Annotated in this window: 19 protein-coding genes and 1 pseudogene; 10 read left to right on the forward strand and 10 right to left on the reverse strand. The window is 51.6% G+C overall.

Features of this window, described 5'->3' with window-relative positions:
- Positions 1-2: 2 nt before the first annotated feature.
- Together ACI1P2_RS08775 and ACI1P2_RS08780 are read right to left on the reverse strand one after the other, a co-directional pair.
- Entirely contained in the window at positions 3-1,103 is a 1,101-nt protein-coding gene (locus tag ACI1P2_RS08775) for a glycosyltransferase family 2 protein (protein ID WP_355318797.1), read from the reverse strand.
- A gap of 20 nt (positions 1,104-1,123) precedes the next feature.
- Positions 1,124-3,517: a glycosyltransferase family 39 protein gene (locus ACI1P2_RS08780; RefSeq protein WP_355318799.1), complete on the reverse strand. Its 2,394-nt coding sequence runs from the start codon at positions 3,515-3,517 to the stop codon at positions 1,124-1,126.
- Positions 3,518-3,786: 269 nt separating this feature from the next.
- Here ACI1P2_RS08780 and ACI1P2_RS08785 point away from each other — a divergent pair, with 269 nt between their 5' ends.
- Together ACI1P2_RS08785 and ACI1P2_RS08790 are read left to right on the forward strand one after the other, a co-directional pair.
- The gene (locus ACI1P2_RS08785) at positions 3,787-4,473 is read left to right on the forward strand and encodes a response regulator transcription factor (protein ID WP_355318801.1); all 687 of its coding nucleotides are present in this window, start codon (positions 3,787-3,789) and stop codon (positions 4,471-4,473) included.
- The gene (locus ACI1P2_RS08790; protein WP_355318803.1) at positions 4,470-6,005 is read left to right on the forward strand and encodes a sensor histidine kinase; all 1,536 of its coding nucleotides are present in this window, start codon (positions 4,470-4,472) and stop codon (positions 6,003-6,005) included. The genes ACI1P2_RS08785 and ACI1P2_RS08790 overlap by 4 nt, the downstream gene beginning before the upstream one ends.
- A 92-nt stretch (positions 6,006-6,097) precedes the next feature.
- Here ACI1P2_RS08790 and ACI1P2_RS08795 read toward each other — a convergent pair whose 3' ends face one another.
- Positions 6,098-10,420: a S8 family serine peptidase gene (locus tag ACI1P2_RS08795; RefSeq protein WP_355318805.1), complete on the reverse strand. Its 4,323-nt coding sequence runs from the start codon at positions 10,418-10,420 to the stop codon at positions 6,098-6,100.
- 347 nt (positions 10,421-10,767) lie between these two features.
- Between ACI1P2_RS08795 and ACI1P2_RS08800 the strand changes: the two genes are divergently transcribed.
- A complete protein-coding gene (locus tag ACI1P2_RS08800; protein WP_355318807.1) occupies positions 10,768-11,700 on the forward strand; it encodes a manganese-dependent inorganic pyrophosphatase in 933 nt (310 codons plus the stop codon).
- A gap of 80 nt (positions 11,701-11,780) precedes the next feature.
- Here ACI1P2_RS08800 and ACI1P2_RS08805 read toward each other — a convergent pair.
- The 6 genes and pseudogenes from ACI1P2_RS08805 to ACI1P2_RS08830 all read right to left on the reverse strand — a co-directional run.
- A pseudogene (locus tag ACI1P2_RS08805) lies at positions 11,781-11,909 on the reverse strand (DinB family protein); the annotation flags it as partial.
- 86 nt (positions 11,910-11,995) lie between these two features.
- Positions 11,996-12,943: a helix-turn-helix transcriptional regulator gene (locus ACI1P2_RS08810; protein ID WP_355318808.1), complete on the reverse strand. Its 948-nt coding sequence runs from the start codon at positions 12,941-12,943 to the stop codon at positions 11,996-11,998.
- A gap of 58 nt (positions 12,944-13,001) precedes the next feature.
- Positions 13,002-13,973, reverse strand: a complete 972-nt coding sequence (locus ACI1P2_RS08815) for a helix-turn-helix transcriptional regulator (RefSeq protein WP_355318810.1) — start codon at positions 13,971-13,973, stop codon at positions 13,002-13,004.
- A gap of 297 nt (positions 13,974-14,270) precedes the next feature.
- The gene (locus ACI1P2_RS08820) at positions 14,271-14,768 is read right to left on the reverse strand and encodes a DinB family protein (protein WP_355318812.1); all 498 of its coding nucleotides are present in this window, start codon (positions 14,766-14,768) and stop codon (positions 14,271-14,273) included.
- 130 nt (positions 14,769-14,898) lie between these two features.
- Positions 14,899-15,639 carry a hypothetical protein gene (locus ACI1P2_RS08825; protein ID WP_355318814.1) on the reverse strand — a complete coding sequence of 247 codons (741 nt, stop codon included), beginning with the start codon at positions 15,637-15,639 and terminating at the stop codon, positions 14,899-14,901.
- Between the two features lie 239 nt (positions 15,640-15,878).
- Positions 15,879-16,832, reverse strand: a complete 954-nt coding sequence (locus tag ACI1P2_RS08830; RefSeq protein ID WP_355318816.1) for an ATP-dependent DNA ligase — start codon at positions 16,830-16,832, stop codon at positions 15,879-15,881.
- A 366-nt stretch (positions 16,833-17,198) separates the two neighbouring features.
- On the opposite strand from ACI1P2_RS08830, the gene ACI1P2_RS08835 reads away from it, so the two are divergent.
- The 5 genes from ACI1P2_RS08835 to ACI1P2_RS08855 all read left to right on the forward strand — a co-directional run bounded on the left by ACI1P2_RS08835 (position 17,199) and on the right by ACI1P2_RS08855 (position 22,137).
- The gene (locus ACI1P2_RS08835; RefSeq protein WP_408976177.1) at positions 17,199-18,056 is read left to right on the forward strand and encodes a basic amino acid ABC transporter substrate-binding protein; all 858 of its coding nucleotides are present in this window, start codon (positions 17,199-17,201) and stop codon (positions 18,054-18,056) included.
- Between the two features lie 134 nt (positions 18,057-18,190).
- Positions 18,191-18,841 (forward strand): amino acid ABC transporter permease, encoded by a 651-nt coding sequence (locus ACI1P2_RS08840; RefSeq protein ID WP_355318820.1) that lies wholly within the window; start codon positions 18,191-18,193, stop codon positions 18,839-18,841.
- Between the two features lie 10 nt (positions 18,842-18,851).
- Positions 18,852-19,574, forward strand: coding sequence for an amino acid ABC transporter ATP-binding protein (locus ACI1P2_RS08845; RefSeq protein ID WP_355318861.1), 723 nt, complete (start codon positions 18,852-18,854; stop codon positions 19,572-19,574).
- Positions 19,575-20,192: 618 nt separating this feature from the next.
- Positions 20,193-20,981: a hypothetical protein gene (locus ACI1P2_RS08850; RefSeq protein WP_355318822.1), complete on the forward strand. Its 789-nt coding sequence runs from the start codon at positions 20,193-20,195 to the stop codon at positions 20,979-20,981.
- Between the two features lie 352 nt (positions 20,982-21,333).
- Positions 21,334-22,137 carry an NAD-dependent epimerase/dehydratase family protein gene (locus ACI1P2_RS08855; protein ID WP_355318824.1) on the forward strand — a complete coding sequence of 268 codons (804 nt, stop codon included), beginning with the start codon at positions 21,334-21,336 and terminating at the stop codon, positions 22,135-22,137.
- A gap of 70 nt (positions 22,138-22,207) precedes the next feature.
- Here the strand turns inward: ACI1P2_RS08855 and ACI1P2_RS08860 are convergent, their stop codons facing one another.
- Positions 22,208-22,636 (reverse strand): chemotaxis protein CheW, encoded by a 429-nt coding sequence (locus ACI1P2_RS08860; RefSeq protein WP_355318826.1) that lies wholly within the window; start codon positions 22,634-22,636, stop codon positions 22,208-22,210.
- 399 nt (positions 22,637-23,035) lie between these two features.
- Between ACI1P2_RS08860 and ACI1P2_RS08865 the strand changes: the two genes are divergently transcribed.
- Both ACI1P2_RS08865 and ACI1P2_RS08870 read left to right on the forward strand, forming a co-directional pair.
- Entirely contained in the window at positions 23,036-23,599 is a 564-nt protein-coding gene (locus ACI1P2_RS08865; RefSeq protein ID WP_355318828.1) for a DUF420 domain-containing protein, read from the forward strand.
- Positions 23,600-24,425: 826 nt separating this feature from the next.
- Positions 24,426-25,541, forward strand: coding sequence for an AbrB family transcriptional regulator (locus ACI1P2_RS08870; protein WP_355318830.1), 1,116 nt, complete (start codon positions 24,426-24,428; stop codon positions 25,539-25,541).
- The last annotated feature ends 105 nt before the right edge of the window (positions 25,542-25,646 follow it).

A 25,646-nucleotide genomic window follows, 5' to 3' on the forward strand; every position in this document is an offset into this window, starting at 1 on the left:
CGTCACGCGCCTTTGCCGGAGCTGCGGTTCGCATAAGCGCTGCCGCTTGCCCGGGGCATTCTGCCGGCAGACGCCGCTTCCGGGCGATCCCGCCCTGTGGATGTGTCTATGTCCCCGGGCGTATAGGTCGGGTCTTGCGGATCTTCCAGGCTACCGCCGGTCACGCATTCACGAACGATGTACAGCGGGCGTGCTTTGGTCTCATCATAGATCCGCCCCACATATTCGCCAATAATGCCCAGCATGATCAGAATGACGCCATTGAAGATGAGCTGCAGACTGATCATGGAGGTCCAGCCCTTGGCCACCGTATCCGTGAACAGCTTTACGCCAATCGCGTAGACGAGAAACAGAAAGCCGGCGAAGGACAGCAATGCGCCCAGATAACCTGCAAGCTTGAGAGGCTTGTAGGAGAATGAGGTAATTCCGTCCAGGCAGAGCTTGATCATCCGCTTGAGCGGATATTTCGTCTCGCCTGCCAGTCGTTCATCACGCTCGTATTCGATAGCTGTCTGGCGGAAGCCAACCCAGCTTACCAATCCGCGTACGAACCTGTTGTTTTCCGGCAGCCGTTTCAGTTCCTCGACGACCCTGCGGTCCATCAGGCGGAAGTCCCCGGTATCCACCGGGATGGAAATTTCGGTGGATGCGCGCAGTACACGGTAGAAAAGGCTAGCTGACCATTTTTTGAACAAGGTCTCCCCATTGCGTTTGGTCCGCTTGGCGTAAACCACCTCAAATCCTTGCCTCCATTTGGCGGCCATATCCGCAATCAGCTCCGGAGGGTCCTGGAGGTCGGCATCAATGACGATGACCGCATCCCCCGAGGCATAATCCATACCGGCCGTGATGGCCAGCTGATGGCCAAAGTTGCGGGAGAGATCAAGCAGCATGACCGTGTCATCGCTTTTGCTAAACTGCCGGACCAGCGCCGCGCTTCTGTCCTTGCTGCCGTCATTTACAAAGATCAGCTCATAAGGTTCGCCCATCCCGTTCATGACCTGCTTCAACCGCCGATAGGTCTCGGTGATGACCGCCTCCTCGTTATACATCGGTATGATTACGGAGTACCGCACCTGCTTCGTATTCCGCCCATCCGTCATGGTGATTCCTCCTTTGTTATTCACTGAAGTGTCACTTCGTACAGAGTCAGGTTTGCGCTTCTCCCGCCCTGTGAGGCATTGGAATCCGCGCTATCTGATGATGACTGCCATTCTGTGGCAGGAATTTCGGTACCGTTCTCCTGTATCCATTCGGTCAGTTCGGAATTGCCACCACCCGGGCCGCCTTGGCCGCCTTCGGACACCAGGAAATATTTAACCTTCCCGCTCTTCACGAGAGCCTCAAGCTTTGCAGTGTCATAGACAGGATCCGATTGCACGAACCCGTTTAAAATGATGACTTTTTCGCGTTCATCGATCATATAAGGAGCCGCTGTGCCATAGTTCATCGTGGCGAATAAATATTCTTCGCCAGTGTTATGGTCGCGCAGATACTCAAGCAGCTTTTCGTCTACGCTCTCCGAGCCGCCCGGACCGCCGCCACCCCTCATGGAACTGCCCTGAAAGCCGCTTCCGCGATCCGTCCGGTTATTACTCGCTGGAGCGTCTGGCACATCGTTCCCGGAATCTGCCGCCGCTCCCGTATTAGAGGAACCGTTTTCTCCAAAGCCACGGCCTTCCCGCATTGTCATACCGCCACTGCCGGAGCCTCCGCCCATTCCAAAGCCGCTCTGGCTTGGTCCGGCCTGGGGAATCATACTGTTTCCGCCGTATACAATGGGGGTGAAAGCCCAATATACCGGACCGATGAACACGGCGAGCAGACTGATGACAAGAGCTGTCTTTACCTTGGCAGGAGCGCCGCTGCGGAATACCGCAAGCAGAACCGCGCCGATGATGCCAAGGACTAGCGTGCCGATAGACCAGTAACTACCGATCGTGTCGTTATATGCCTGCATGATGTACCATGCAAAGACGGCAGTGACGAGCACCGCCGCCGGCAGCAGCCAGCCGAGGCGCTTCTCGCGATCGCGGTACAGCTTCCACATCTCCATTGATCCTGCGCCGAACAGAGCGGCGATCGGAGGAGCCAGCATAATCAGGTAATAATGATGGAAGAAGCCCGCGATACTGAAAAATGCGACTACCGGCACCAGCCATGCCAGCCAGAAAAGAATTTCCTTATGCTTCATGGTGAAGCTGCGCCATCTGAAGCTTGCAAGCAACGCTACGCTGGCCAGAGCGACGAACGGCAGCAGCCAGCTGGCCTGGCCGGAAAGCTCCTTCTGGAACAAGCGCAGCGGGCCGGGATCGCCGGTGCCGAACATGCCGCCTCCACTTCCGCCGCCGGGGGCACCACCCATGCCGCTTCCGGGGCCTCCGATCATTCCACCATCGCTGTCTGCGCCTGTGCCGCCCGGACCACCGTTTGCATTGTCGCCAAAGCCACCCGAAGGCATTTGCATTTGGCCGCTCGCATCGCCTGAGTCTCCTGAATCTCCCGAGCTTCCCGAACTGTCCGAACTGCCCGAGCTTCCTGAACCATTCGAAACGCTGCCGGAACTGTTATCTCCGGTGGAGCTTCCTGCTCCGTTCTGCTGCAGCATTGAGCTTGAGTCTGTGCCCGCATCGTCGGACTGTGAGCTGGTGTCTGCGGACGTTTGATCCTGTCGTATCATACCGGTTCTATTCATATTGCCGTCCCCGCCGGATTGACCTGTGCTGCGGTCTCCCGTCAGGCGGGACACGCCATTGTACCCGAATGCCAGATTCATGACGGAGTTGGTGCCGCTGCTTCCGACGTAGGGTCGTTCATCCGCGGGGGTTGAATCTACGATCAGCGGCCACGACAGGGACACCAGCAGCAGCGCTGCCGCCGATCCGGCCAGCACGGCTGTTTTGCGTCTCCAGTTCACTTTGCCTGCCAATACATAAATGAGAATGAAGGCGGGCAGAACCATGTACGCTTGAAGCATTTTCATGTTAAAGCCGACGCCTATAATGGCGAATGCTGCGATGACGCTTGCGATTTTGCCCTTTCGGATACCGCGGAACAAAAACCACGCTGCCAGCAGCAGGGTGAAAACGAGCATGCTGTCAATGTTGTTCGTTCTCGCCACGGCTACCGCCACCGGCGTACATGCCATGGCAAACGCCGAGAGGCGTGCCGCAGCAAGACCGAAGGTTGGCTTAACGAGCAGGTAGATCAGCAGCACCGAGCCTACCTGGGCAAAGGCCTGCGGCAGAATGACACTCCAGCCGTGAAGCCCGAAAATGTAGGCGCTCAGCGTCTGAATCCAGAAGGTGACAGGGGGCTTGTCAATGGACACCGAGCCTGCCGAGTCCAGGGAAGCAAAGAAAAAGTTATGCCAATTTTCCAGCATGGCCGCCACGGCCGTCGTGTAGTAGGTATTGGCGTATTGATCCTGCCAGATGTTATATCCGCCCAGAAATGCGGATAAAACCATAATGAGCATTAGCGGGATGTCCATCCGGCTTTGCCATGTTTTGTTCATATGCATCAATCACTCCTTGTGCTTGTTAGCTTATTGGGTACTTCCATCATGCCCCCGCTACCTGAATCAGCTATGAAGCCTGGCTGAATGTTCGCTGAAAGAGGTTGTTCAAAAAGTCATCTCTGCCGTCATTTTCAGCCAAAATTCAGGTGAGGGCGGCATAATAAGTATGTTAATTGTCCGAAAGTATAAATTTCGAAGGATGGATTCGGGATATCGAAAGGAAAACTGCCGCCAAGCGCGGTCTGACTTGAAAGGATGAAAACGGGATGAGTACGCTGAACGGCGTGAAAATATTAATTGCGGATGATGAACCGCATATATTGCAATTTTTGGAGTTTGGGCTGGCAAATGAGGGATTTGAGGTCAGGAAAGCCGCGAACGGCGAAGAGGCGCTGGAGGCGGCGAGAGAATTCAGGCCCCATGTGGCGGTGCTGGATGTCATGATGCCGGAAATGAACGGCTTTGAGGTCTGCAGCAGCCTGAAGGAGACGGGGGACAATATTGCCGTAATTATGCTGACGGCCAAGGATGAGGTCGACGACCGGGTGAAAGGGCTCAAGCTGGGCGCTGACGATTATTTGGTCAAGCCATTTAATTTTGAAGAGCTGCTGGCCCGCATCGAAGCACGGCTGCGCAATCAGTTTCCCGATTTGCTGGGCGAGGTGGTCTACGGACCTTTTTGCATCGATGACCGGCGCAGGGAAATCAAATATGCCGACCGTGTGCTGGAGCTGTCTCCGACCGAATATGAGCTGCTTAAGCTGCTGGTGCTAAATCATGGACTGGTACTGAGCAAAGCCCGGATATTGGACCGGGTGTGGGGTTATGATTTTGGCGGGGAAGACAACATTGTGGAGGTCTATGTCCGCTCTCTGCGCGATAAACTGCAGGACAAGGAGCACAAACTGATTCGGACACTGCGCGGTGTCGGCTACCGGATGGATTTGCCATGATAAGGAGAAAAAAAGGCTGGCGGGACGTTCTTGCGCTTCGTTCCCTGCGATCGCAGCTGCTGGCGAGAACGATCCTTATCGTGGCTGTGCTGCTGGCGTTTATCGGCTTTCTCCAATATGTATTGATGAAGGATTTCCTGTACCGCAGCCGTGTGGAAACGATGGAAGCCCAGCTCCGCACGATGCCGGTAGAGTTATTCGCCAAATGGCGGCCGCTCGCGGAGAGCGGTGCTCCGGATACGAGGAGCAAGAAAGACCAGATGCCGCAGCAGGAGCGGCCGCGGTTTCTGTTTATGCCGGATACCTCCGTTGCCGTGATCGGAAAGGATGGCACCTTTACGGATCTGTCTGCTGAAAATGGTCTTTCGTCTCCACAGCTGTCGGCAGAGGAGTACGAGGAAGCGCGCAATACTGCAGACGTGCCGGGCAGGAGGGGAGATTATCTGCTCGTACAGGATGTGCAAGGAAACGAGCAGCTTGTCATTGTCCGGCCAAGCAGAGGCCCAAGAGGGAATGGCGGTGACCTTGTACAGATGGGTTACCGCATAGGTCCCATGCGTGACCTGCTGCTGAGACAGCTCCTGATCTTTATTTCATTGGCTTTACTCGCTCTGGCCGGCGGGCTTGCGTTGATGCTGCCTGTACTGCGGCGGACGCTGGTTCCTCTCTCCGAGATGGTCAGGGCGGTAAAGAGAGTTGATGCGGGAAATTTAACCGAGCGCTTTGAATCGAACCAGGGACAATATGAAATCGACCGGCTGGCGGTGTCCTTTAACGGGATGCTCAGCCGTCTGGAAGCGGCCTTTGCTGCCGAAAGGGAGGCACAGCAGCAGATGAGGAGGTTTATTGCCGATGCCTCGCATGAATTGCGTACACCATTGACGTCGATCCACGGTTTTTTGGAGGTGCTGCTGCGGGGGGCTGCGTCCAATCCGGCCCAGCTGCAGGCTGCGCTGGAGAGCATGCACGGGGAATCCAAGCGAATCAACAAGCTGGTGGAGGATCTGCTGCTGCTGGCAAAAATGGACCGGAAGCCGGAGATGGAGCTGAAGGATACGGCCCTCGATCACCTGCTGCTCTCCATGAAGCCACAGCTCCGGATGCTCGCAGGCGACCGGGAAGTGACCTTTAATCTTACGGGGGCAGTGCATGTGCTAGCAGACCCGGATGCCATCAAGCAGGTCATTCTAAATCTTTTTCATAATGCAGTTCAGCACACGTACCCCGAGCATGGGATCATTGCCATCACGCTTTCAGCGGGTTCCAGGACAGCCGTGCTGTCGGTGCGCGATAACGGAGCTGGTATGAGCAAAGAGCAGCTGGCACGCATCTTCGAACGTTTCTTCCGCGGTGACTCGTCCCGCACGCGCAGCTCCGGCGGCGCCGGACTGGGGCTGGCCATTTCCCAATCCATTGTGGAGGCGCACGGCGGTGTGATTGAGGCAGAGAGCGAGCCCGGAAAAGGCAGCGTCTTTCGGGTAAAGCTGCCCTTGCCCGGACAGCATCCCGGACGGATTGGAGAACTGCCTTGAATTTTCAGGGCGGAATTGTTCAGTCTACTGAAAATGAAAAAGCTGCAGCCGGAGGCGAACCTCCGCTGCAGCTTTTTTTGCCTGTCTGCTTATCAGTTGATCAGCTCGCCTTCCCGCAACAGCAGGTAAAGCACTTTTGCCGCCGCCTCACGTGTGGTTGGGGCCTGCGGTTTGAAGAAGGAAGAGCCGCCTGCTATTTCGCCGTTCATCAGCCCGGCGGCCGTTACTTTCTCAATGCTGCCCTGAGCATAGGCAGCGGCCGAGGAAGCATCGGCGTAAGGGGCACGTGCTGAACCCTGTGCATCAGGAGTGATTTTCAGCAGGTCGATGGCCTTGGCCAGCATGACCGACATTTCCTGACGGCTAATATTGGCGCCTGGATCGAACGTGCCGTTCGGCCGTCCGGTGATCAATCCGGCCTGGTAAGCTGCCCCGACATCACTGGCATACCAGCTGCTTGAGCTTACGTCGGAGAATGGCGTGCTCGCTGCCGCCTGCAGTCCGAGCGCACGTGTCAGCATGGCTGCAAACTCGGCGCGTGTGACGTTCTTCTTCGGTGAAAAGGCCGTTTCCGAGGTGCCGTTGACCAGTAGCTTGCGCGCCAGAGATTGAATTTCAGATTGAGCGTACGATGACGAAATATCATTGAAATTCACTGCTCTGGAAGCCGTCGCATAGGTCGAGAAGCCTGAACGGCTCACTTTCACGACGGTCGTTCCGTCCGCCTGGCTGCTGAAGACGGAAGGGGCAGGATACACCTTGCCGTTGTTGGTATACAATACGCCTGCCGTATTGGCTTCGAGCTCGCCCGGAACGGTGAAGGCGCGGAGAATTCGGACTCCGGCCGGTACGGTAATGGGCTTGCTGGCCGAACCGGAGAGGACATTGACTTCAAACGCTGTCGGCGTGCCGATGACCGAAGCCCCTGCAAAGCCGTTCGTGAAGTCAGATGCCGCCTGTGCTTCGCTGCTGACGATCAGCTCAAGGCTGGCGCCGGAAGTCACGGAACTTAACAGGGACAGCGGAAGAGCCAACGAAGCTCCGTTGCTGTTCAAAATCAGGCTGCTGTCTGCGGCTGCGCCTTTCAGCACTTCAATCTGTGCAGCAGTAAGCGTCAGCTTGGTTGTAGCCGTGCCCTGATTGTTGGCCGAGACGATGATGGCTGCCGGTGACTGGCCGGCTGCGGTCAAAGCAGCTTGCAGGTTCGCATCGGTTACGGTCAATGCCTGCGCATTGCCGCTGATAATCGCGGAGGCTGCCACAGCCTGGGCGGTTTGTCCTTGCTGCACAACCGTCTGAATGCTGCCGGCGCTCACAGGAGCAGACTGAGTTGGTGTCGGTGTCGGGCTTGGGGTTGTGGAACCACCGCCGCCACCACCAGATCCGCCGCTGCCGCCGGACCCTTTGTCATCATCGTCGTCATCGTCATGTCCGCCACCACCACCGCCGTTACCAGGGTTACTAGGGTTAGCTGGCGTGTTATCGACACGCAGTGCTTTGGATGCGTAGTATGCGTCCAGAGCGCCTTCATAGAAGGTGTAGTTTCCGTTTTTGTCCAGCTTCGGTGCAAGAAGCGTTATTTTATAGACTCCATCGGTCAGGTGTCGGTATATCGGGTTCCCGTTCTCATCTGTTTCCAGGTTGCCGTAGACATCGAGCCCTACATAGGAACCGTCGAAGTCTTTAAACTGGTAGGCACCCTGCTGCAGGAAGCCAGAATCGCTGGAAATCGCATCCACTACTCCGACCAATTGGTCATTCACACCGTAGATCTGAAGCTCAATGTAGTCGGTATTGCCTGCGGTCAGGCGGAAGGAGATGTCGGTTGTATCCTGCTTGCCGTCACCGTTAGGAGTGATGACCGGATTTGACAAGGTCATCTCCTGCAAGCCTAAGCCGGTAACCGGCTGCTCGTCCCCAACATGGACGGAGAATGGCAGATGCAGCGTAGGAAGACCTGCGCTTTCCAGGATGACTTCGCCTTCATACACACCGTCAGCAGCTCCTGCCGTTGGCTGTACGGACAATGCAAAGGACTCTGTGCTGCCAGCCGCCGCCGAAACCGTTCCTCCGTCGATTCCTTGCAGCTCGACCTTAATGTTGTTCACATCCGGTGTCGGTACAGGATCGTCAACACGAAGTTCCAAAGTTACGTCTGGATGCATCACAACTGAAGCATTGTACTTCACACTGCCTGAGGATACGTTTTTCAGCTGAAGCTGGATTTGCTTGGCTGCACTGCCGGCCGGCATAACGCCGAAGCTTGCGGAAGAGCCGTAGTTGGTGACATTTTGGTAATTCAGATCCTTATTCAAAATGGAAATTTGCTCAACCGTCTGCAGCAGGGCAGGGGTTTCGATGGCTTTGGCGATATTGACGCGTCCTGCACCCTGCGAATAGACGTCATATAGCGTGCCGTCCTCGTCATGCAGGGCATCGGATGTATTGGCCAGGGCTGCGCGCACATCGAACGGAGTCCAATCCGGATGCTCCTGCACGAGCAGAGCCGCCAAACCGGCTACGTGCGGGGAAGCCATGCTCGTTCCGCTGCTGCGTTCGTAGGCCTCCTCATAGGAAGCATCTTCAATATATTTGCTCCATTCAGGGTAAGACGACATAATATTTACGCCCGGAGCAACCACGTCCGGCTTGATTCCAAGCAGTTCGTCGCTGTTCGGCCCACGGGAGCTGAATGAAGCGATGGTGTCTCCGGCGACATCGTACCGTGGATAATCGTTACCGAACGTGACGGATGCGAACTGTCCTCCGCTGGCCAGAATGCTGCGCGCCAGGGCACGGCCCTCTCCGCCTTTCATATCGAACGTTGGAATGAAGCCCAGGCTATCCCCAAGGCTGGTATAGCTGTAATCATTCCGGTTCGGAACGTTCTCGGACAGATCCGCCTGATTGCTGTCCTGGCCGCTGACATTGCCGTTGAAAATAATGGCTGCCTTGGCGCCATGCTCCTTGGCGATAGCGATTTTGTCCACGAAGGCCAGGTTGCCGCGGGAAATAAGAACTACTTTGCCTTCCACGTCAAGGCCTTCATAGTCCTCTATCTGACCCAGATCCACATATACAAGATCCAGTGGCTCGATGCCGAGAATGCTGGAAAAATCCTCATCGCTTGTTCTCCAGCCCATCATATTGAAATCATGATAGGTGGTATCGGTGACCGAGCTGTACGTATCCGCCGTTACGAACGCCGATGCGGTGAAGGTATAACCCGGCGACGTTGCCGCACCTACGGAAATCCCAAGCTGCGAGGAGGCGGGAGATCCCATGGAATAGAAATAGGGCCCGTTTGTCGCATCTGCTGCGTTGCCGTTTGCAATGACGGCTACCACACCGGACAGCACCGCGTTGTTGATGGCGATGGAATCCGGCGAGTTGGGGTCCTTCTCCTGATCAGAGCCGAGGGACAGGTTGATGACGTCCATCCCGTCCTTGACGGCCCGTTCGATGCCATCGATGACCTGGGCGGAAGAGCCGGAAGCCCGAGCTGCGGACCCGTTGCGGCCAAGCACCTTGTAAGCATACAGGTCAACATTGTAGGCAATGCCCTTTTGCACAATGTCGGATGTGGTATTTTTGGCCTGTCCGGCAATTGTACCGGCCACGTGTGTGCCATGCGAAGTTCCCGTGAAGCCGACACCGTAAGGGTCTTCACTTACCGTAAGCGGCGGTTCCTCATATGGGTCGTTGTCCTGATAGAAGGAGTCGTAACCGCCTTTGTAGGCATCCTTCAGGTCGGGATGGTTGTAATCAATGCCGGTATCAATGACGCCGACCTTGATGCCTTCGCCTGTCAGTCCCTGAGCCCAGGCCTCCGGCACACCGATCTGCTTCAGCGGCGCTTCATCAAAGAGGATATCATAAGTCGCTTCTTCCGCTGTGGGAGCCGCCGGTTCCTCAACCGGAATGGAGAAATAGGTCTTGTTCTCATAGACGGATTTCACTCCGGGCAGCTTGGACAGGGCGGGAATTTTATCGGCAGGGACCGTGACTTCCATACCGTTAAGCACCGTATTGTACTTATAGTTGACGGTCAGAGGGATGCCCTGTTGTTTGGCGAGTTCGACCAATGAATTCTGTTCCTTGGAGATGGAGGATTCGGCGGAACGGGCGGAGAATGTTCCCAATCCCCGGGCGGTGAATCTTTTGACAGCGATTGGCTCGCTGCTGAGCTGAACGATAACATTTACTTTCTTGGAAGAAGAGGTGTCCAGTTCCGGTGAAATGTAGGCAGGTTCCGGAGCGGCCTGCAGCTCTGAACGCGGAGCATCCAGTTCAAGCCCGGTCTGTGAAGGATCAACTTGGGAAGCCAGGCCGGTGGATGGCAGAGAAAGTCCGGCAGCAAGAATAAATGCAAGTGAAACGGCTGGTAATTTTCGCAGGAAAGAATGCTTTTTCAACAACGATTCCCCTCTTTTCATCCAAAATATAATTCTTTGAATTGCAACGAGTTGGAGCGTCTGCCGGGTTGTGCTTGGCCTCCTTCCTTTTGGGAATTACACCATGGTGACTGGGTGAATATATAGTTTTGAGCCATATGTTACCATATCAAATGACGGTTTACTATCATTTTTTTAATAGGTTTGGGATAAAATAGAGAATTGCGGTTAACGCCCTGGCGTGGAAGTAGAGAGAAATATTTTGAGGAAAATGCGCTTTCGGATGGCAAAGCTGTAAGCATTAATGATATAATCTGCATTGGAATTGTTGACTTTGAAATTTACACTCTTATAAGGAGTCGATTGGAATGGCAAAAACACTCATTTTCGGGCATAAAAATCCGGACACGGATACTATTACTTCAGCGATTGCCTATGCTGCTTTGAAGAAACAGCTGGGAGCTGACGTTGAGGCTGTACGGCTGGGAGAAGTGAACGGAGAGACGCAATACGCTCTGGACTACTTTAAAGTAAGCGCTCCCCGCCTTGTGGAGAACGTGTCTGAAGAAGCGCAGGAAGTAATTTTGGTCGACCATAACGAGCGCCAGCAGAGCGCCAACGATATCGATAAGGTCCGCGTTACCGAGGTGATCGATCACCACCGTATCGCGAATTTTGAGACAGCTCATCCTCTGTATTTCCGTGCCGAGCCTGTAGGCTGCACAGCTACCATTTTGAACAAGCTTTACAAGGAAAATGGTGTTGCGATACCGAAAGAGATTGCGGGGCTGATGCTGTCCGCCATCATTTCGGATTCACTGCTGTTCAAATCACCAACCTGCACGGAGCAGGACGTAGCCGCAGCGCGCGAGTTGGCCGAAATTGCCGGTGTGGATGCGGAAAGCTACGGATTCGACATGCTGAAAGCAGGCGCAGACCTTAGCAAGCATACGATTGAGCAGTTGATCAGTCTGGATGCCAAGGAATTTGATATGAACGGCCGCAAGGTGGAGATCGCCCAGGTCAACGCGGTTGACGTCAATGACGTGCTGTCCCGTCAGTCTGAACTGGAAGCCGCATTGAACAAGACGATCGCTGATAAAAACCTGGACCTGTTCCTGTTTGTGGTTACAGACATCGTTAACAGCAACTCTGTTGGCATCGCCCTGGGCAGCCAGGCACAGGCAGTGGAGACTGCCTATAATGTGAAGCTGGACGCCAACAAAGCGGTACTCGAAGGTGTGGTTTCCCGCAAATCGCAGATCGTGCCTGTGCTGACTGAAACTTTTAACGGGAAGTAAGCGGGTTTCAAGAGCGAGGCATCGTGGAAAAAGCCCTTGTCCTGTCCGACAAGGGCTTTTTGGGATTTTCACCTTACGGCTTAGGCGCCGCACAGCTCAATATGCTTTTTTAGCCGGTCCATTTGCAGTAAATGATGGCGATAATGCATTTCCACAAGCATAAACCATTCCATAGCGTTTAATGCGCCAAAGCCGGGATGAGCAATGGTGTGGTGCAGAGAAGCTGTCTCCAGAGACGGGGCAAGCTCCTTTAATGAACTGTTTTCAGTACATAGGTGCTGCTGACAGCATTATGTCAGTAGTGATCCAACATTCGTTTGGCTTCTTCACGGACACGTTGCCTGAGCGATTCGGGCTCCAGAACAACGGCATCCGCCCCCCAGCCGAGCACCCACTGCAGGATTTCCTCGGGCTGCCTGACACGTAAATGCGCAATGTAGCCCTCCTTATGCTCGAGAAACTTTTCTAAATAAAAACTGCCTGTTTCTCTTACTCTATCTGCTATACGGGGCTGGACAAAAATGCGGACATGAACATTTCTATCATCTGGAGGCCGATATTCCTGAAGATTAAAATGCTCCGGGCGTACAAATGATTCCTCCAGAACAGTAAGCTCGCTTATGCGGGACAAACGGAAATGCCGCAGTTCTTGTCTCAAATCGCAATGGGCAAGTAATGTCCACGAACCATTGACAAGCACCAGGCCATAAGGCGAGGCCGTCCGGCTGCTTTGGCGGGTGCCGTCAGCATAAGGGACTTTTTTGGAGTACCGGAACCTCACCTTTTTTTGCTCCAGAACAGCCTGTCTGAGCAGTTCAATCCATTTTAGTTCAAATTCGTTAACCGCCACAGCGCTTGGATTGACCAGTTTTGTGGACATTTGTACCCGGGCTGCATCCTTACGGATGTCTTCAGGCAGAACAGCTTCGATCTTGGCCCGGGATGACTGCGCACTCCTGACATAGGGGACTTCAAACTTTTGTTCGACAAAGTGTGTTCCGATCAGCAGGGTTACCGCCTCTTCCATAGTAAAGCTCACGGGAGGCAGAAAGTATCCCTCCATCAACGAATATCCCGTACCGGGAGCCCCGGCGATCGGCACCCCTGCTTCGCTCAGGGCCTGAATATCGCGGTAAATCGTGCGGATGCTTGTTTCGAACATATCCGCCAAGTCTCCGGCTCGTACTACGCTCCTGCGCTGCAGCTCAAGCAATATGGCCAGCATGCGGTCTGTTTTGTTCACACGGTTTGTTCCTTTCTTCGCAGCAGTCTTGGACGCCGGTTATTTTTCCCCATTGCAATCAACCCTTCATGCTGAGATAGTATTCCGCCATGGCAGAAGTAACCTCAGCCATTTTCTCGATTAATAGTTGAGGCTCTGCAATCCGGATTGCCCTTCCGTAAGGAAGTAAAAAATAGGGGATATAAGTCAGCATCGAATCCCGATCTGCTTTGAATACGGCTTGCCCTTCTAGTCGAACAGTCTGAGTATGCCCGAACAACCAATGCTTGGACAGCTCATCCAGCACCTGTTCCGGTGCCTGAATAACAATCGTCTCCAGCTCCGGGTCTTCCAGCGATTTCGGAAGCAGATTGCCCATAAGGAATTGTTTGGCGGAAAATTGCTCCGGTCTCTCGAAGCAGAGGCCGGTGGGCTCTGCCTGGACGATTCGGTCCACGCGAAAGCTGCGCAGTTCCTTCCTCAAGTGGCAGTAGCCCGCAGCGTACCAGCTTCCTTTCCAATACACGATGCCGTATGGGTCGATCATTCTTTGCTGTGGCGCCGGATTCTTTCTGCTCAGATACAGGATATCAAGGGATTCCCCGCTGCCGGCCGCCAGCTCCAGAGTTTGCAGCACAGTCTGCTTTCCCGGATCTGCGGGCGGTTCGAGAACTGACAGCCTGTCCGCATGCCGTTCAATATGATGCAACTGCTCTTCGTTTGCATATCTTCTTAATTTATCGATTGCCCTTTGCAGTGCATCTGTAAACGGGTATCCGGCTTCTTTGGCGAAGATGGAGGCATGAATGAGCGCTTTTTGTTCATCCATATCGAAAAATAACGGGGCAGCGACTGCATCGTGCAGCAGACGGTACCCGCCGTTATGGCCAGCATCGGCTATGATGGGCACGCCGCTGGCACACAATGAATCTATACAGCGGTAGACGGTCCGGACATGGATTTCCAGCTCATCCGCCAGCTCACGCGCCGTCATTTGTCTGCCGGATTTGAGCAGCCATAAGATCGACAGCATGTTATCTGCTTTAGCCATCGCCGTGAACCCTCCTTAAAAGAGGTAGTTCAAAAAGTCAGCTTTTGATCACGAAGTAAGTCAGGAAGCGGACTCGACATCGAATCTTGAATTCAGCCGGGCCTTCCGGTGCTCACGTACCCCAAGTACGCTCCGCTCCTCAGTCCCGTGCTTCATCCAACCTTCTCGGTGCTGAAAACCTGACTTTTTGAACACGCACTTAAAATCAGCATATGTACTGTTATTTTAGAGGAGGGCTGCCGGATGTTCCATATATTTTCGTTTCATTTAATGTGCAAATTATACAAATCTGCGAAGTTATGCGAGCGGTTCGCGGCCCATCTCAATCCAGGCTTCATAGGTTGGGCCGTAAACACCGGGAATGGGTAAGCCAGCCTGCCGCATAAGAACGGTCATTTGCCCCCGGTGGTGCGCCTGATGCATGATCACAAAGTGAAGAGAGGCCCCTTTAGTCCATACTTCTCCGCCGATTTCGGTGTCTTTCAGCAGCTCCGCATCCGTCCATTGTGTCTGCACTGCATGGAGCATTTCCCCGCTTAGCCGGCGATATTCATCCAGGATGCCCCGTGCAGAGGCCGGGATTGCTGCGCTTTCCTTCAATCCCGGAAAAGAAAGGCCCATAGCTGTGATGTAGTTCAGCGATTCGACCAGATGCCAGGCCACCTGTCCCAAGGTTCGGTATTTCGTCCCCATGTTTTGTGAAAGCGAAGTGTCGGTCAAATGGAACAGCACCCGCTCCGTATTCGCGCTCTCATCCAGCCATTCTGCGGCAAAATCTTTAATGGTTACAAACATTCCAATCCCTCCATAGCAATAGTAAGTGTCTGTAAGCATTATAGACATGCTTCACTGACATTTACGGTCAGTGAAGTGCCGCTTCGATAATTAATTTCTGTTGGGCTGCCGAAGCTGAAGCCGATGCCTTTTACGGGAGTTTCGCCTCCGCGGCCTGTAGTCCCTGCGTGATCTTATTCTCCCAGCTGTATGTTTTCTGCAGGGAGGCATGAATGCGGGCCATCTGATCATACACCACCATCATTTGGGTCAGAGCTGTTACCGCATCGCCTGCTTTAATGGCACTGCGGTATTTTTTGTTGGCCGCCGTTTTGCTCTTGCGGGCAGCGGCGATCGTTTTGTTTTCCGTGGTAATTTGCTTTTTCAGCGCTGTAACGGGACTGAGGGCATCCTTGACTGCTTTCTTCTTGGCCGCTGCCTGCTTCTTGGCCGCTGTCAGCGCATCCTTCTTGGCCTTGATCTCCGCCTTGGCCTGGGTGTAGGAAGGCTTGAGCTTGTTGCGCTGCAAATCAAGAAGGGCCGCTTTTTTGGTGTTCTTCTGCTTTCTTGCCGCAGATGCCTGCTTGGTGAGGGACGAGTATTGGCTCAGAAGAGTTGCGTGCTTCTGCTCGATATGCTTGACTTCAGCAGTCAGCTTGGACAGCAGCGCCGCATCAATAGCCTGAATATTCTTATTAAGGGCCTTCAGACGTTCATTATTTTTCTGCCGCAGGGTCTGGATCTGCTTGCTCTCCAGCTGAATCAGCGTCTCGAGCTCCGTAACGTCATCGTATACGGCATCGAGCCCGTCCAGTGCAGCCTCCCAGCTGCCGGCCTGAGCGGGAATAGCGCTCCCCCACCATAACACCGCAATCAGCAGCATTATCAGCATCCTGTTCCAGCTTTTCATGCTCCCTCTGTTCACCAATGATTTTCCTCTCCTTTGTTCAAAAATGCGCTGCATATCGGGACAAACGCAAAAAAGCACCCCGCAAGAAAGGCGCAATGGCCTATCCTACGGGGTGCTTCACCCGCACAGCATGTTAAAAAATGTGCTTCTACCATACCCCACAGCCACGAATTTGTCAACGAAGGAGCAAGCTGCCTGCAGGCACCGGGCATCCGGTCCGGCTATTTCAATTGCTCTGTTGTGCATTTCCCAGGTGTTATATGCTCCACAATGCTTTCGATACTCGGGTGACGCATGGTTCCGCCCGGTGTCCATTCCAGAAAGGTCACTTTGACCACCAGCTGCGGCCGGATCCAGGTCGTGTCCCGCAGCAGGGGAGGCTTGGCGTTAAATGGAATCGCGCCAATAGCCAGCGGCTTCACTCTTTTGGTAAGGCTGCCCCAATCATTGACGGTAAGCTGTCCCGTGCCGGCATGGCCGATATACATCAGCTGCCCTTCCGGCGTATAAAGCCCCAGCAGCAGAGAGTTGACCACCTTGTCCCGGAAGGTCACCCCTCCGATCACGGCGTATAAATCGCGGCTGATTTTCCTTTTCTGCCATCGTTTGTCTTTGCCATTGATGAGGTAGGTACTGTCCGTCCGTTTCAGAACAATACCTTCTAGCCCCTGCTCCGATACCGCCCTGAACAGCGCGTTTCCATCCGGAAAGCTCTGCACGACCTGCACCAGCCGCTGCTCGTGCTTGATCATATCCTGCAGCACGGCCTGCCGCTGTGAAAGAGGCAGCTCCGTTACCCAGCGCTCATCAGCCATCAACACATCAAACACCATATAAACGACAGGTGTTCTGCTGATCGCCTGCTTAATGGACTGCTGCTTGCGCAGACTGTCCCTTTTCATAATCTCATGGAAAGAAGGCTTCCCCCCGTCAAAAACGATCAGCTCCCCATCCAGAATGAAGGAGGAGGCAGAGCAATATTCGGAAGGCTGCAGCAGCTCCGGGTATTGCAGTGTTCTGTCATTCAGCCTCCGGTTGACAAGGCGTACCTGCCCTTCGCTGCAGTAGGACAGCATTCTTACCCCATCCCATTTCAGTTGGGCAATCCATTCCGGGCCGGCAGGAATATTCTCGGTCCTGACCGGTTCGAAGGGAATAATCGGCTGCAGTTCCATCGTTATCTCCTTTTATAGACCTTAAACGATCAGGATCTGAAGTACATTTTAGGATGTGGATTTTTTCCATTTGGCATTCATTTGTTTTCCTTATTCTGTATTAAGAACTCTATCAATCTCAAACATGATGTCATGCAAATTTTACAATGAGAGAATCGTATTTGTGCATATCTATACAAAATATCTTAAAAATATTAATTTACTACTGGTGTTTAATTGTATTCTTTAGTATAGTAACGTAGAAACTCAATTGATATGACTGGCCTTCGCCGAATAATAAAATGTAAAGAATGTTGACATATCTGAATTTATTTATTGAGCTTTAATCAACTTCTTGATAGAATTTTAATTAATTTAAAAGAACAAATGGGGGTTGTAACATTGAAAAAGGTATACTTGTCAGCAATGCTGACGCTGATCATTGTGCTGCTCGCCGCCTGCGGGGCTCCACCCGCCAAGGATCCTGCTCCGGCAGCATCGGGAGGCACTGAAGCGCCTGCGGCCAGCGGTCCGGTGAAATTTGCGACAGACGCTTCCTATGCGCCTATGGAATTTATGGATTTGGACAAAGTAACCGGCTTTGACATCGACTTTATTGATGCGGTAATGAAGGAAGCGGGAATGGAGTATGAAGTCAACAATACCGGCTGGGATACCATGTTGGAGAGCGTAAGGCAAGGTACAGAATATCAGGCTGGAATTTCCTCAGTATCCATTACGGATGAGCGCAAGGAAACCTATGATTTCTCCCTGCCTTATTTTGAATCGACCAACATCATTATGGTGAAAGAGGGCAGTGACGTCAAAAATGCCCTTGATCTGAAGAGTAAGACTGTTGCCGTTCAGAATGGTACAACCGCCGATATCCTGATGTCCGAAATCATGGGGCAGAACAGTTCAAACCTGAAGAAGTTTGAAAGTAACGCGCTTGCGCTGCAGGAAATGGCTAGCGGTGGCGTTGATGCCGTAGTTGCCGATATCGCCGTTGTTCGTGAATATGTTAAAAACAATCCAAACAGCAAGCTGGTAGGCATTATGGATCCTGAAAACTTCGATTCCGAGTACTATGGTATCGCTTATCCGAAAAACAGCGAGCTCAAGGCGAAGCTTGACCCTGCAATTCAAGCAATCATTGATAACGGAACTTATGCGGAAATTTATAAAAAATGGTTTGGCGAAGAACCGGACCTGACAAATCTGAAAGCTGAGATGGCGAAGCAGTAATGCCTGTGAATTAACCCGCCTTCGTATGGTGGGAAACACCGCAAAGAAAGCATGCGCATGGAGAACCCGTCGCATGCTTTCTTCACATCAAGGCGGAAGCTGAACATTTTTGGATCAGGGAAAGGAAGACCGTTATGGATTTCAGGTTTGATATTGTTGCGTATTACTTACCATTGTTGTTAAAAGGGACGCTTCTGACGATTGGCGTTTCCTTGGCCTCGATTCTGCTGGGCTCCATTCTCGGACTTGCAATTGGGTTCGGTCGAATGTCCCGGCATGCCTGGATTCGTTTCCCGGCGGCAGGTTACATCAACTTTTTCCGGGGCACTCCGCTGCTTGTGCAAATTCTACTGGTCCATTTCGGGCTGGTTCCGATGATAATTGGTCGGACTGATCCTGTTATTGCTGCTATTTTGGCGCTTACGCTGAACTCGGCGGCATATACGGCGGAAATTTACCGGGCAGGCATTCAGTCCATAGAGAGGGGGCAAACCGAAGCTGCGTTGTCGCTTGGCATGACCCGCCGTCAGGCGATGTGGCATATCGTGCTTCCGCAGGCCATCAAGCGCATGATCCCGGCTTTCGGTAATGAATTTATCGTGCTTATTAAGGACTCTTCCCTTTCAGCCTCTATTGCGGCCCCTGAGCTGATGTATTACAGCAACAACATGAGAGGGCAATACATACTGGTATGGGAGCCTTATCTAACAGCGGCTATTATTTATCTGATTTTGACGTACTCCCTCAGCAAGCTGCTGCAGTATTGGGAAAGGAGAATGAAATAGTATGGAGCCGATCATCCAGGTCCGGGGCTTGGGAAAAGCCTACGGCTCTCATGTCGTTCTGAAGGATATCAACACGGATATCGGCCGCAGCGAGGTGGTGGTCGTGATCGGTCCGTCCGGTTCCGGTAAGTCGACCTTTCTGCGCTGTCTGAATTTGCTGGAGGAACCCAATAAGGGGGATATCCTTTTTGAAGGTAAATCATTGATGGACAAGGCTACGAAAATTACGGAAATCCGGGCGGAAATGGGGATGGTGTTCCAGTCCTTTAATCTGTTCCCGCATATGAAGGTGATCGACAATATTATGATCGCCCCGATCCGGGTACGAGGATGGTCTCCCGACAAGGCGCGCGCCAAGGGGATGGAGCTGCTCGCCAAGGTCGATCTGGCTGAGAAGGCGGACGCTTATCCAGCTTCTTTGTCCGGGGGACAGTCGCAACGTGTGGCGATTGCGCGGGCTTTGGCCATGGAACCGAAGGTGATGCTGTTCGACGAACCGACTTCGGCGCTCGATCCCGAGATGGTGGGCGAAGTGCTGGGGGTTATGAAGGAGCTGGCCGAAGAGGGGATGACGATGGTCATCGTGACGCATGAAATGGGATTCGCGCGTGAAGTCGGCGACAGGGTACTCTTTATGGAAGACGGAGTTGTCGTCGAGGAAGGTTCTCCAAAACAGATTTTTGAACAACCATCCCATGAACGCACGAAGAGCTTCCTTTCCAAGGTTCTCTAAGTGATGTAACGCAGCTTTAAAGCAATCAGTAACAAAAGCATAAAGGTGCCCACGGGGTGCCTTTTTTGCAATTCCCGCGTTTTGCGATAGGAAAATAAAGTGAAACTATTTCTGTTATATATTTATAGTTCAGTAACAATTCACATGGAAAGCGAAGTTCACGACAACATGAATACATGAATAAATAAGGTCTCGCTCACATATGTCGAGTTATGTATTATCCTGATTTTGGCTCGAAACGGTTTTGGTATTAACGCCATCGGTTTAACGGTGTTTGTTGCTACTTCATCTCCATAAGGGTTTGTTACAAAGGGGGCTAGTAACCGAAGTCTTGTTTATTCACGGTGCATAGTTGGTACCAGCATTTCGGCGGGAACAACGCTACAGTAAGAAGAAAGGAATAACCGAATCAAGGTGGTAGAAGTGACACCATTTTACAATTAAGACGGATGGTTAAGTACAAAGTCTACTCATTGAATATAATCGAGCGCTGGCACGAAACTCAAGTACTAACTTTGACGAAGGTTCATAAAAGTCACCTTTTTTCCCAAAAAAACCATTACAAAAAAAGGTATTTATGATATACTTATTATATATTATCGAAAGGAGATGTAATTATTGAAATTTTTAAAAGTTTTTACTGTTTTTGCTTTGTTCATATCTTTTTTAGGGATTGAGAGTAGGGTATATGGGGAAGAACAACAAGAAGAGCTATACATACCAGAAGGTTTTGAGACAGCTAAGATTTTCGATAGTTCAGAAGGGCCAATAGAAGATTCCTCAGTGCAAATTTACGCAGTACAAAATTCTCTTCAAGGAATAGCAAATAGTCAAGTAGGGACAGATGAAGGAATTTCAGATGTTCAAATTGTAAAAAACGAAACCAGACCATTACAAGAACTGAGAAGTCTGACTACTGAAGAGGTTATTACTCAGTACAAAACAGATATAGAGATACAGGCTATTAGAAAATGGGACGAAAACTCTGGTGATAATAAAGGGAACATTAGAGGATACATTTCAATTTACTGGGACAAGTATAAAGGAAAACCATCTGATCCAACAGAACTTTATGTAGGTATCGATAAGATAGATTATCGATTTACTAATAAGAACTGGGGTAATTGGTATGTATCAGCTGACTTGGACTATTTTCAAGTCGGTCCTACTGCAAATGGGGCAAATGGCTCTAAACAGTATAAATTAAATAAAAAGAGTATAATAAAAGATGGATCGTTGGTAACAGAGCTCGTGCGGAATAATGGATGGTCTCCCGTATTGGAGACAAGCGGTGCATCTTCAGTTGGTGCTCGAATTGATGCGGATGTATATCCGCTTGTAAGTGGAGGTCGGGTTGACTTTTTCACAGTGGGCTTAATGATTGTTGGGGATCCTTATATTCCCTGAAATACGTGAAAACCTGAAGCTCAAGCAGATGTTCTTTGTGATTCGCAGCGATTGTAGCGAGTGAAATGAGGTTCGAACGTAAAGTGGGCATCAGTTTGTTTATAAAGGGCGGTGTTATCGTCGAAGAACCCAGTCCGCAACAGCTGTTTGAGCGGCCATCCTATGAACGTGTGATGAGCTTCCTCCCCAAGATCTTATAAATGTTGTAACCGAATGACTTAATCAGGGCGCCCTTTGCGGCGCCTTTTTGGCATTCCCGCGTTTCACGGAAGGAAGAAAGGGGGAAACTATTTACGTCGATAGAGTTTTTCTTAATACATATTTAGATTGAAACCTGGGAGGATAGGCCTGAATGAAACGAAAGATTCTGATCACGGGAGCGGCGGGCAAAGTCGGGGGCTGTTTGGCTGCCGGCCTGAGGAATAATGAGCACTACGACATTGTGGCCGTAGATCTGAAGGCTGATGCGGACAGAGGCATCACAGCTCTTGATGTAACGGATGCTGCATGCCTGAAGGAGCTGACCCGCGGGGTGGATACCGTTGTGCACTGTGCCTGGATGCAGGATAAGGAGGATTTTCTCGGCAAAGTGCTGCCTGTCAATGTAACGGGAGCTTACCATTTGTATGAAGCTGCCCGGCTGAGTGGGGTGCGAAGAATTGTGTTTGCGAGCTCCAATCATGCGACAGGGTTTTACAAACGCGGTGAAAGGATTGAACCGGACGCCCCTTACCGGCCGGACAGCTTTTACGGGCTGAGCAAGTGTTATATTGAGCTGCTTGGACGATTATATGCCGATAAATACGGGCTGTCCTCCTTTAATGTCCGGATTGGCAATTTCGCAGGCGACAACCGCCCGCATTCACAGAGGTCGGCGCGTATCTACATTTCCTGCCATGATCTGGTGCATCTCGCGGAATGCTGTATTGAGGCGGATGATCATATGAAGTTTCTGTCCTTATACGGGACCTCGGCGAATGAGGAGAATTACTATGATATCGGATATTTAAAGGAGCTGATCGGTTACCATCCCCGGGATAACGGTGCGGTATGGCTTTATGAGGCGGAGGCCAGCGGGCAGCCGCTCAGGCAGGATGAAACGGAATATCAAGGCGGGGGCACGCTGAACAAGCGGCAGCCGATGGAACGGGGCTGACCATGCTTGCAGGCACTCCAGGAACTAACCGTTCTTCCAACCGCCGCTGCCCCCAAATTCCCGATGATTTCTATAAATGTACATCCTTTAATATGTCACCAAGGTTTAAAATACCGACAAGCCCTTCCTTGGAGGGAGCCAGACTGCTCAAATAACCTCCACCGTTCCAGCCTGCTTTGACAGGCTTGACTTCACCGTAGGAAGCAACGCCCACCACTTCGTCCACAACGAGACCGACCATTCCTTCGGAAGAAGGAACAATTACGATTCGAACAGCGTCGTCAGGCTCCTGATCCGCAAGCGCGAACAGATCCCGCAGGCTGACAACCGGCACGATCTCCCCGCGCAAATGAATGACGCCCCTGGTGCCAAAGGAAGCATCGGGCAGGGCTGTCAGCGGCTGCATGCGGAGAATTTCGCGGGTATCTTCTATAGGCAACGCGAATTTTTGATGATCTAGTGTAATCTCAATATAAGTTGCTTGTTGAAAGGCTGACATTTGTCTCACATCCTGTTGTTCTGTTTTGTCCGGTAAATTCGTTGACCTTTAGGGAAGATTGATTGACCATCTCCATAATATGTCGGAAAACTTCTTCTGTTTGATTAGACTGTGAAACGGTCTCGCTAACAATGCCGACGTTTTTTTCGTATTCTGCTGCAAGAGAGAAACGAAGAGGTTAAACCATGAATTTACATAAAAACGAAAATTATTTTCTTCACTATGCAATTTTCTTATTAGATGAAGTTATTCTAAATAAGAGAAAGTGGAGGGGATGTGAAATTGTTCATAGTGTTGTCACTTCACAGAGGATCATTGTGTTCAATATAATTGAATTATAGGACAACAGGTTAAAACAACTGGTTTGACCAATATAATTATGATGAAGGAGAAACCAACATGAGCAAAGCGACCAAGGACGAGCAGTATGTCCCAACCAGCCGCCGTAATTTTGCCGGGCTGATTGTTACGGTTTCCATCGTGGCGAATATTATTATTCTGCTGCTGTTCTTCTCGCCGATCGGATATCAGGGCGAGGTTCATTTTGATTTGAGCCTGCTGCCGAGAATGAATGCGATATTCAACAGCTTTACCTTTATTTTTTTGCTGGGAGCCTTGATTGCCATACTTAGAAAAAATGTGAAGGTGCATAAGGCGCTCGTTTTGGCGGCATTCGCCTCTACATTGCTGTTTTTGATCACCTATCTGACCTTCCACTACATTTCGCCGGAAACCGCGAAGTTCGGCGGACAAGGTATTGTGCGCCCGATTTACTTTTTCATCCTGATTACGCATAGTGTGCTGGCCGCGGTTATCGTGCCGCTTGCGCTGTTCTCCGTAGTATGGGGATGGACCATGCAGGTGCAGAAGCACCGTAAAATCGCGCGCTGGACGATGCCGATCTGGCTGTATGTCAGCTTCACCGGGGTGCTGGTGTACCTCTTTATGGCCCCCTATTATTAAGTGGGCGTGCCCGGGATGTACCCGGATTGTTCTTCCGATCGCTGGTTGGGTGTTCCCGGTTTGTTCTTCCGATCGCTGTTGTCCCCGGATTCCCTGATTGAAGCGGACAGTGGTAGAAATCCGGGGACAAAGGCGAACGCTTCGCTTCTCCAGAACAATTCCGGGCACTTGGCAGGGTAGTATCCCTTGAACGCTTCGCGTGTTCAAGGGATTTTTTTTGTTGATTTATTCGAAGGTGTGATGAAAAATGAAACACGAAACCCGCCTCCCGCGGGACAGGAGAGGCTTTAATTCACTGATTTGGCTATAAACCAACAGCATTGCAACAAATCTGACAAGGTACATTTCTAACCACAAAACGATTCTAACGGATGCCACCACCGTTATTGGTTCCAAGAACGTTGATTTCTAATTATTACAAAGCCGATACTTTTATATTGCGGCCTTCCCATCGAACTGCTCCATAGTCTTGCACGAACTGCCCCAACTGCCCCAACTTAAATTCACACTCCTTTATAACATCCATAATTCAGTTAACCCTATGTATTCGCTACGCTATTTTGCCATCCTGCCCACTGATTCAATAATTGAGCCGGAACAAAAGGAAGATTGCATTCATGAGCAGCCCTTTTTCCATTGCCTTGCCGATGGTGCCAATAAGAAAAATCCTCCTGAAACCCCGTCTCCCTTCGGATGTGATGTATAATAAAAATAACTCTACGAGCCGGGTGGGAAAAGGGCAGAGGTCGTTCTGCCGCAGAATAAGGAGGAATATTCATATGAAGATGAATCGGAACCGGGACGGAATGCCGGAAGGAATGCGAAATTGAGGTTGCAGGAAATCCGGCTGACCCAATGGGGGCGCTTTTTGCTGACATGTGCCGTCTCGTTGATCGGCGGCTCCCTTTTTACAATTCTGCACACCCCGATCCCCTGGCTGCTTGGGCCGATGACGGCGGCGCTGATTGGAGCTAAGGTGTTCAAGCTGCCCTTGTGGTGGTCTTCAGCGGTAAGGGATACGGGGATTGGAATCGTCGGGTATTCTATCGGACTGACTCTGACATTGAATACGCTTGTGCAAACAGCCTATCAGCTTCCGTCCATGCTGCTGATGACGGTTGCGTTGATCTCATTTTGCGTACTGGTTGCCTATTTGTTCTACAAGCTGACGGATGTTGATTTTCCGACCTTGATGACAGGCAGCATTCCCGGAGGGTTAACGCAAATGGTGGTGCTGGCGGACGAGGTGAAGGGCGTGGATGTAACCATCGTTACTTTTATGCAGGTCACACGGCTTATCATGATTACGTTTTGCGTGCCGTTTTTACTGTTCAGCCCCGTGTATGGAGGTGCGGAAGCCGCAGCAGCTGTGGAAGCTGTTCAGTCCTCGGCTGCCTGGTCCGGGCTCTTTCCGGGTGTGTTCATATTTGTGCCTATTTGTGTCGTCTGTGCTTGGGCGAGCAAAAAAATCGGGCTTCCAACCGCGGTTATGCTTGGTCCTCTGATCGGAACGGCCGCCGCTCAGGTTGCCGGCTTGAAGGGGCCTGCCCTTCCGGACGGTCTGATGAACGCGTCTCAATTTATGATCGGTACTTACATAGGGCTTCTGCTGCATCCCGAGAATCTGAAAAACAAAACTAAAACGGTAATTATGGCTGTAACCGGAGGCTCTATCCTGATCCTCGGAACGATGGGACTGGCCAAATGGCTGGAAGCCGTTCATCATGTCAGCCCGGCCACAGCTTTCCTCAGCATGGCTCCCGGAGGCATGGATCAGATGGGGATTATGGCGCATGAAGTGGGTGCGGACCTGCTGTTTGTGTCCGGATATCAGCTTTTTCGGGTATTGTTTATTTATTTTGTGGTGGCTGGTGCCCTCAAATTCGGCTTTCAGTGGTACTCCCGCCGCCAGGCGGGAAAGGCGATGACTAAAGCCAAATGAGGCGTGTTTTATGGAATGTACTGTGCTTATTACAAGTGTCTCTTGCGGGGGCACTTTTTTTACTAAGTCAAAGAAAATGATTCTTTTTGTAAAAATACGATGCTA

Source organism: Paenibacillus jiangxiensis (assembly GCF_046098255.1).
Taxonomy (GTDB): domain Bacteria; phylum Bacillota; class Bacilli; order Paenibacillales; family Paenibacillaceae; genus Paenibacillus; species Paenibacillus jiagnxiensis.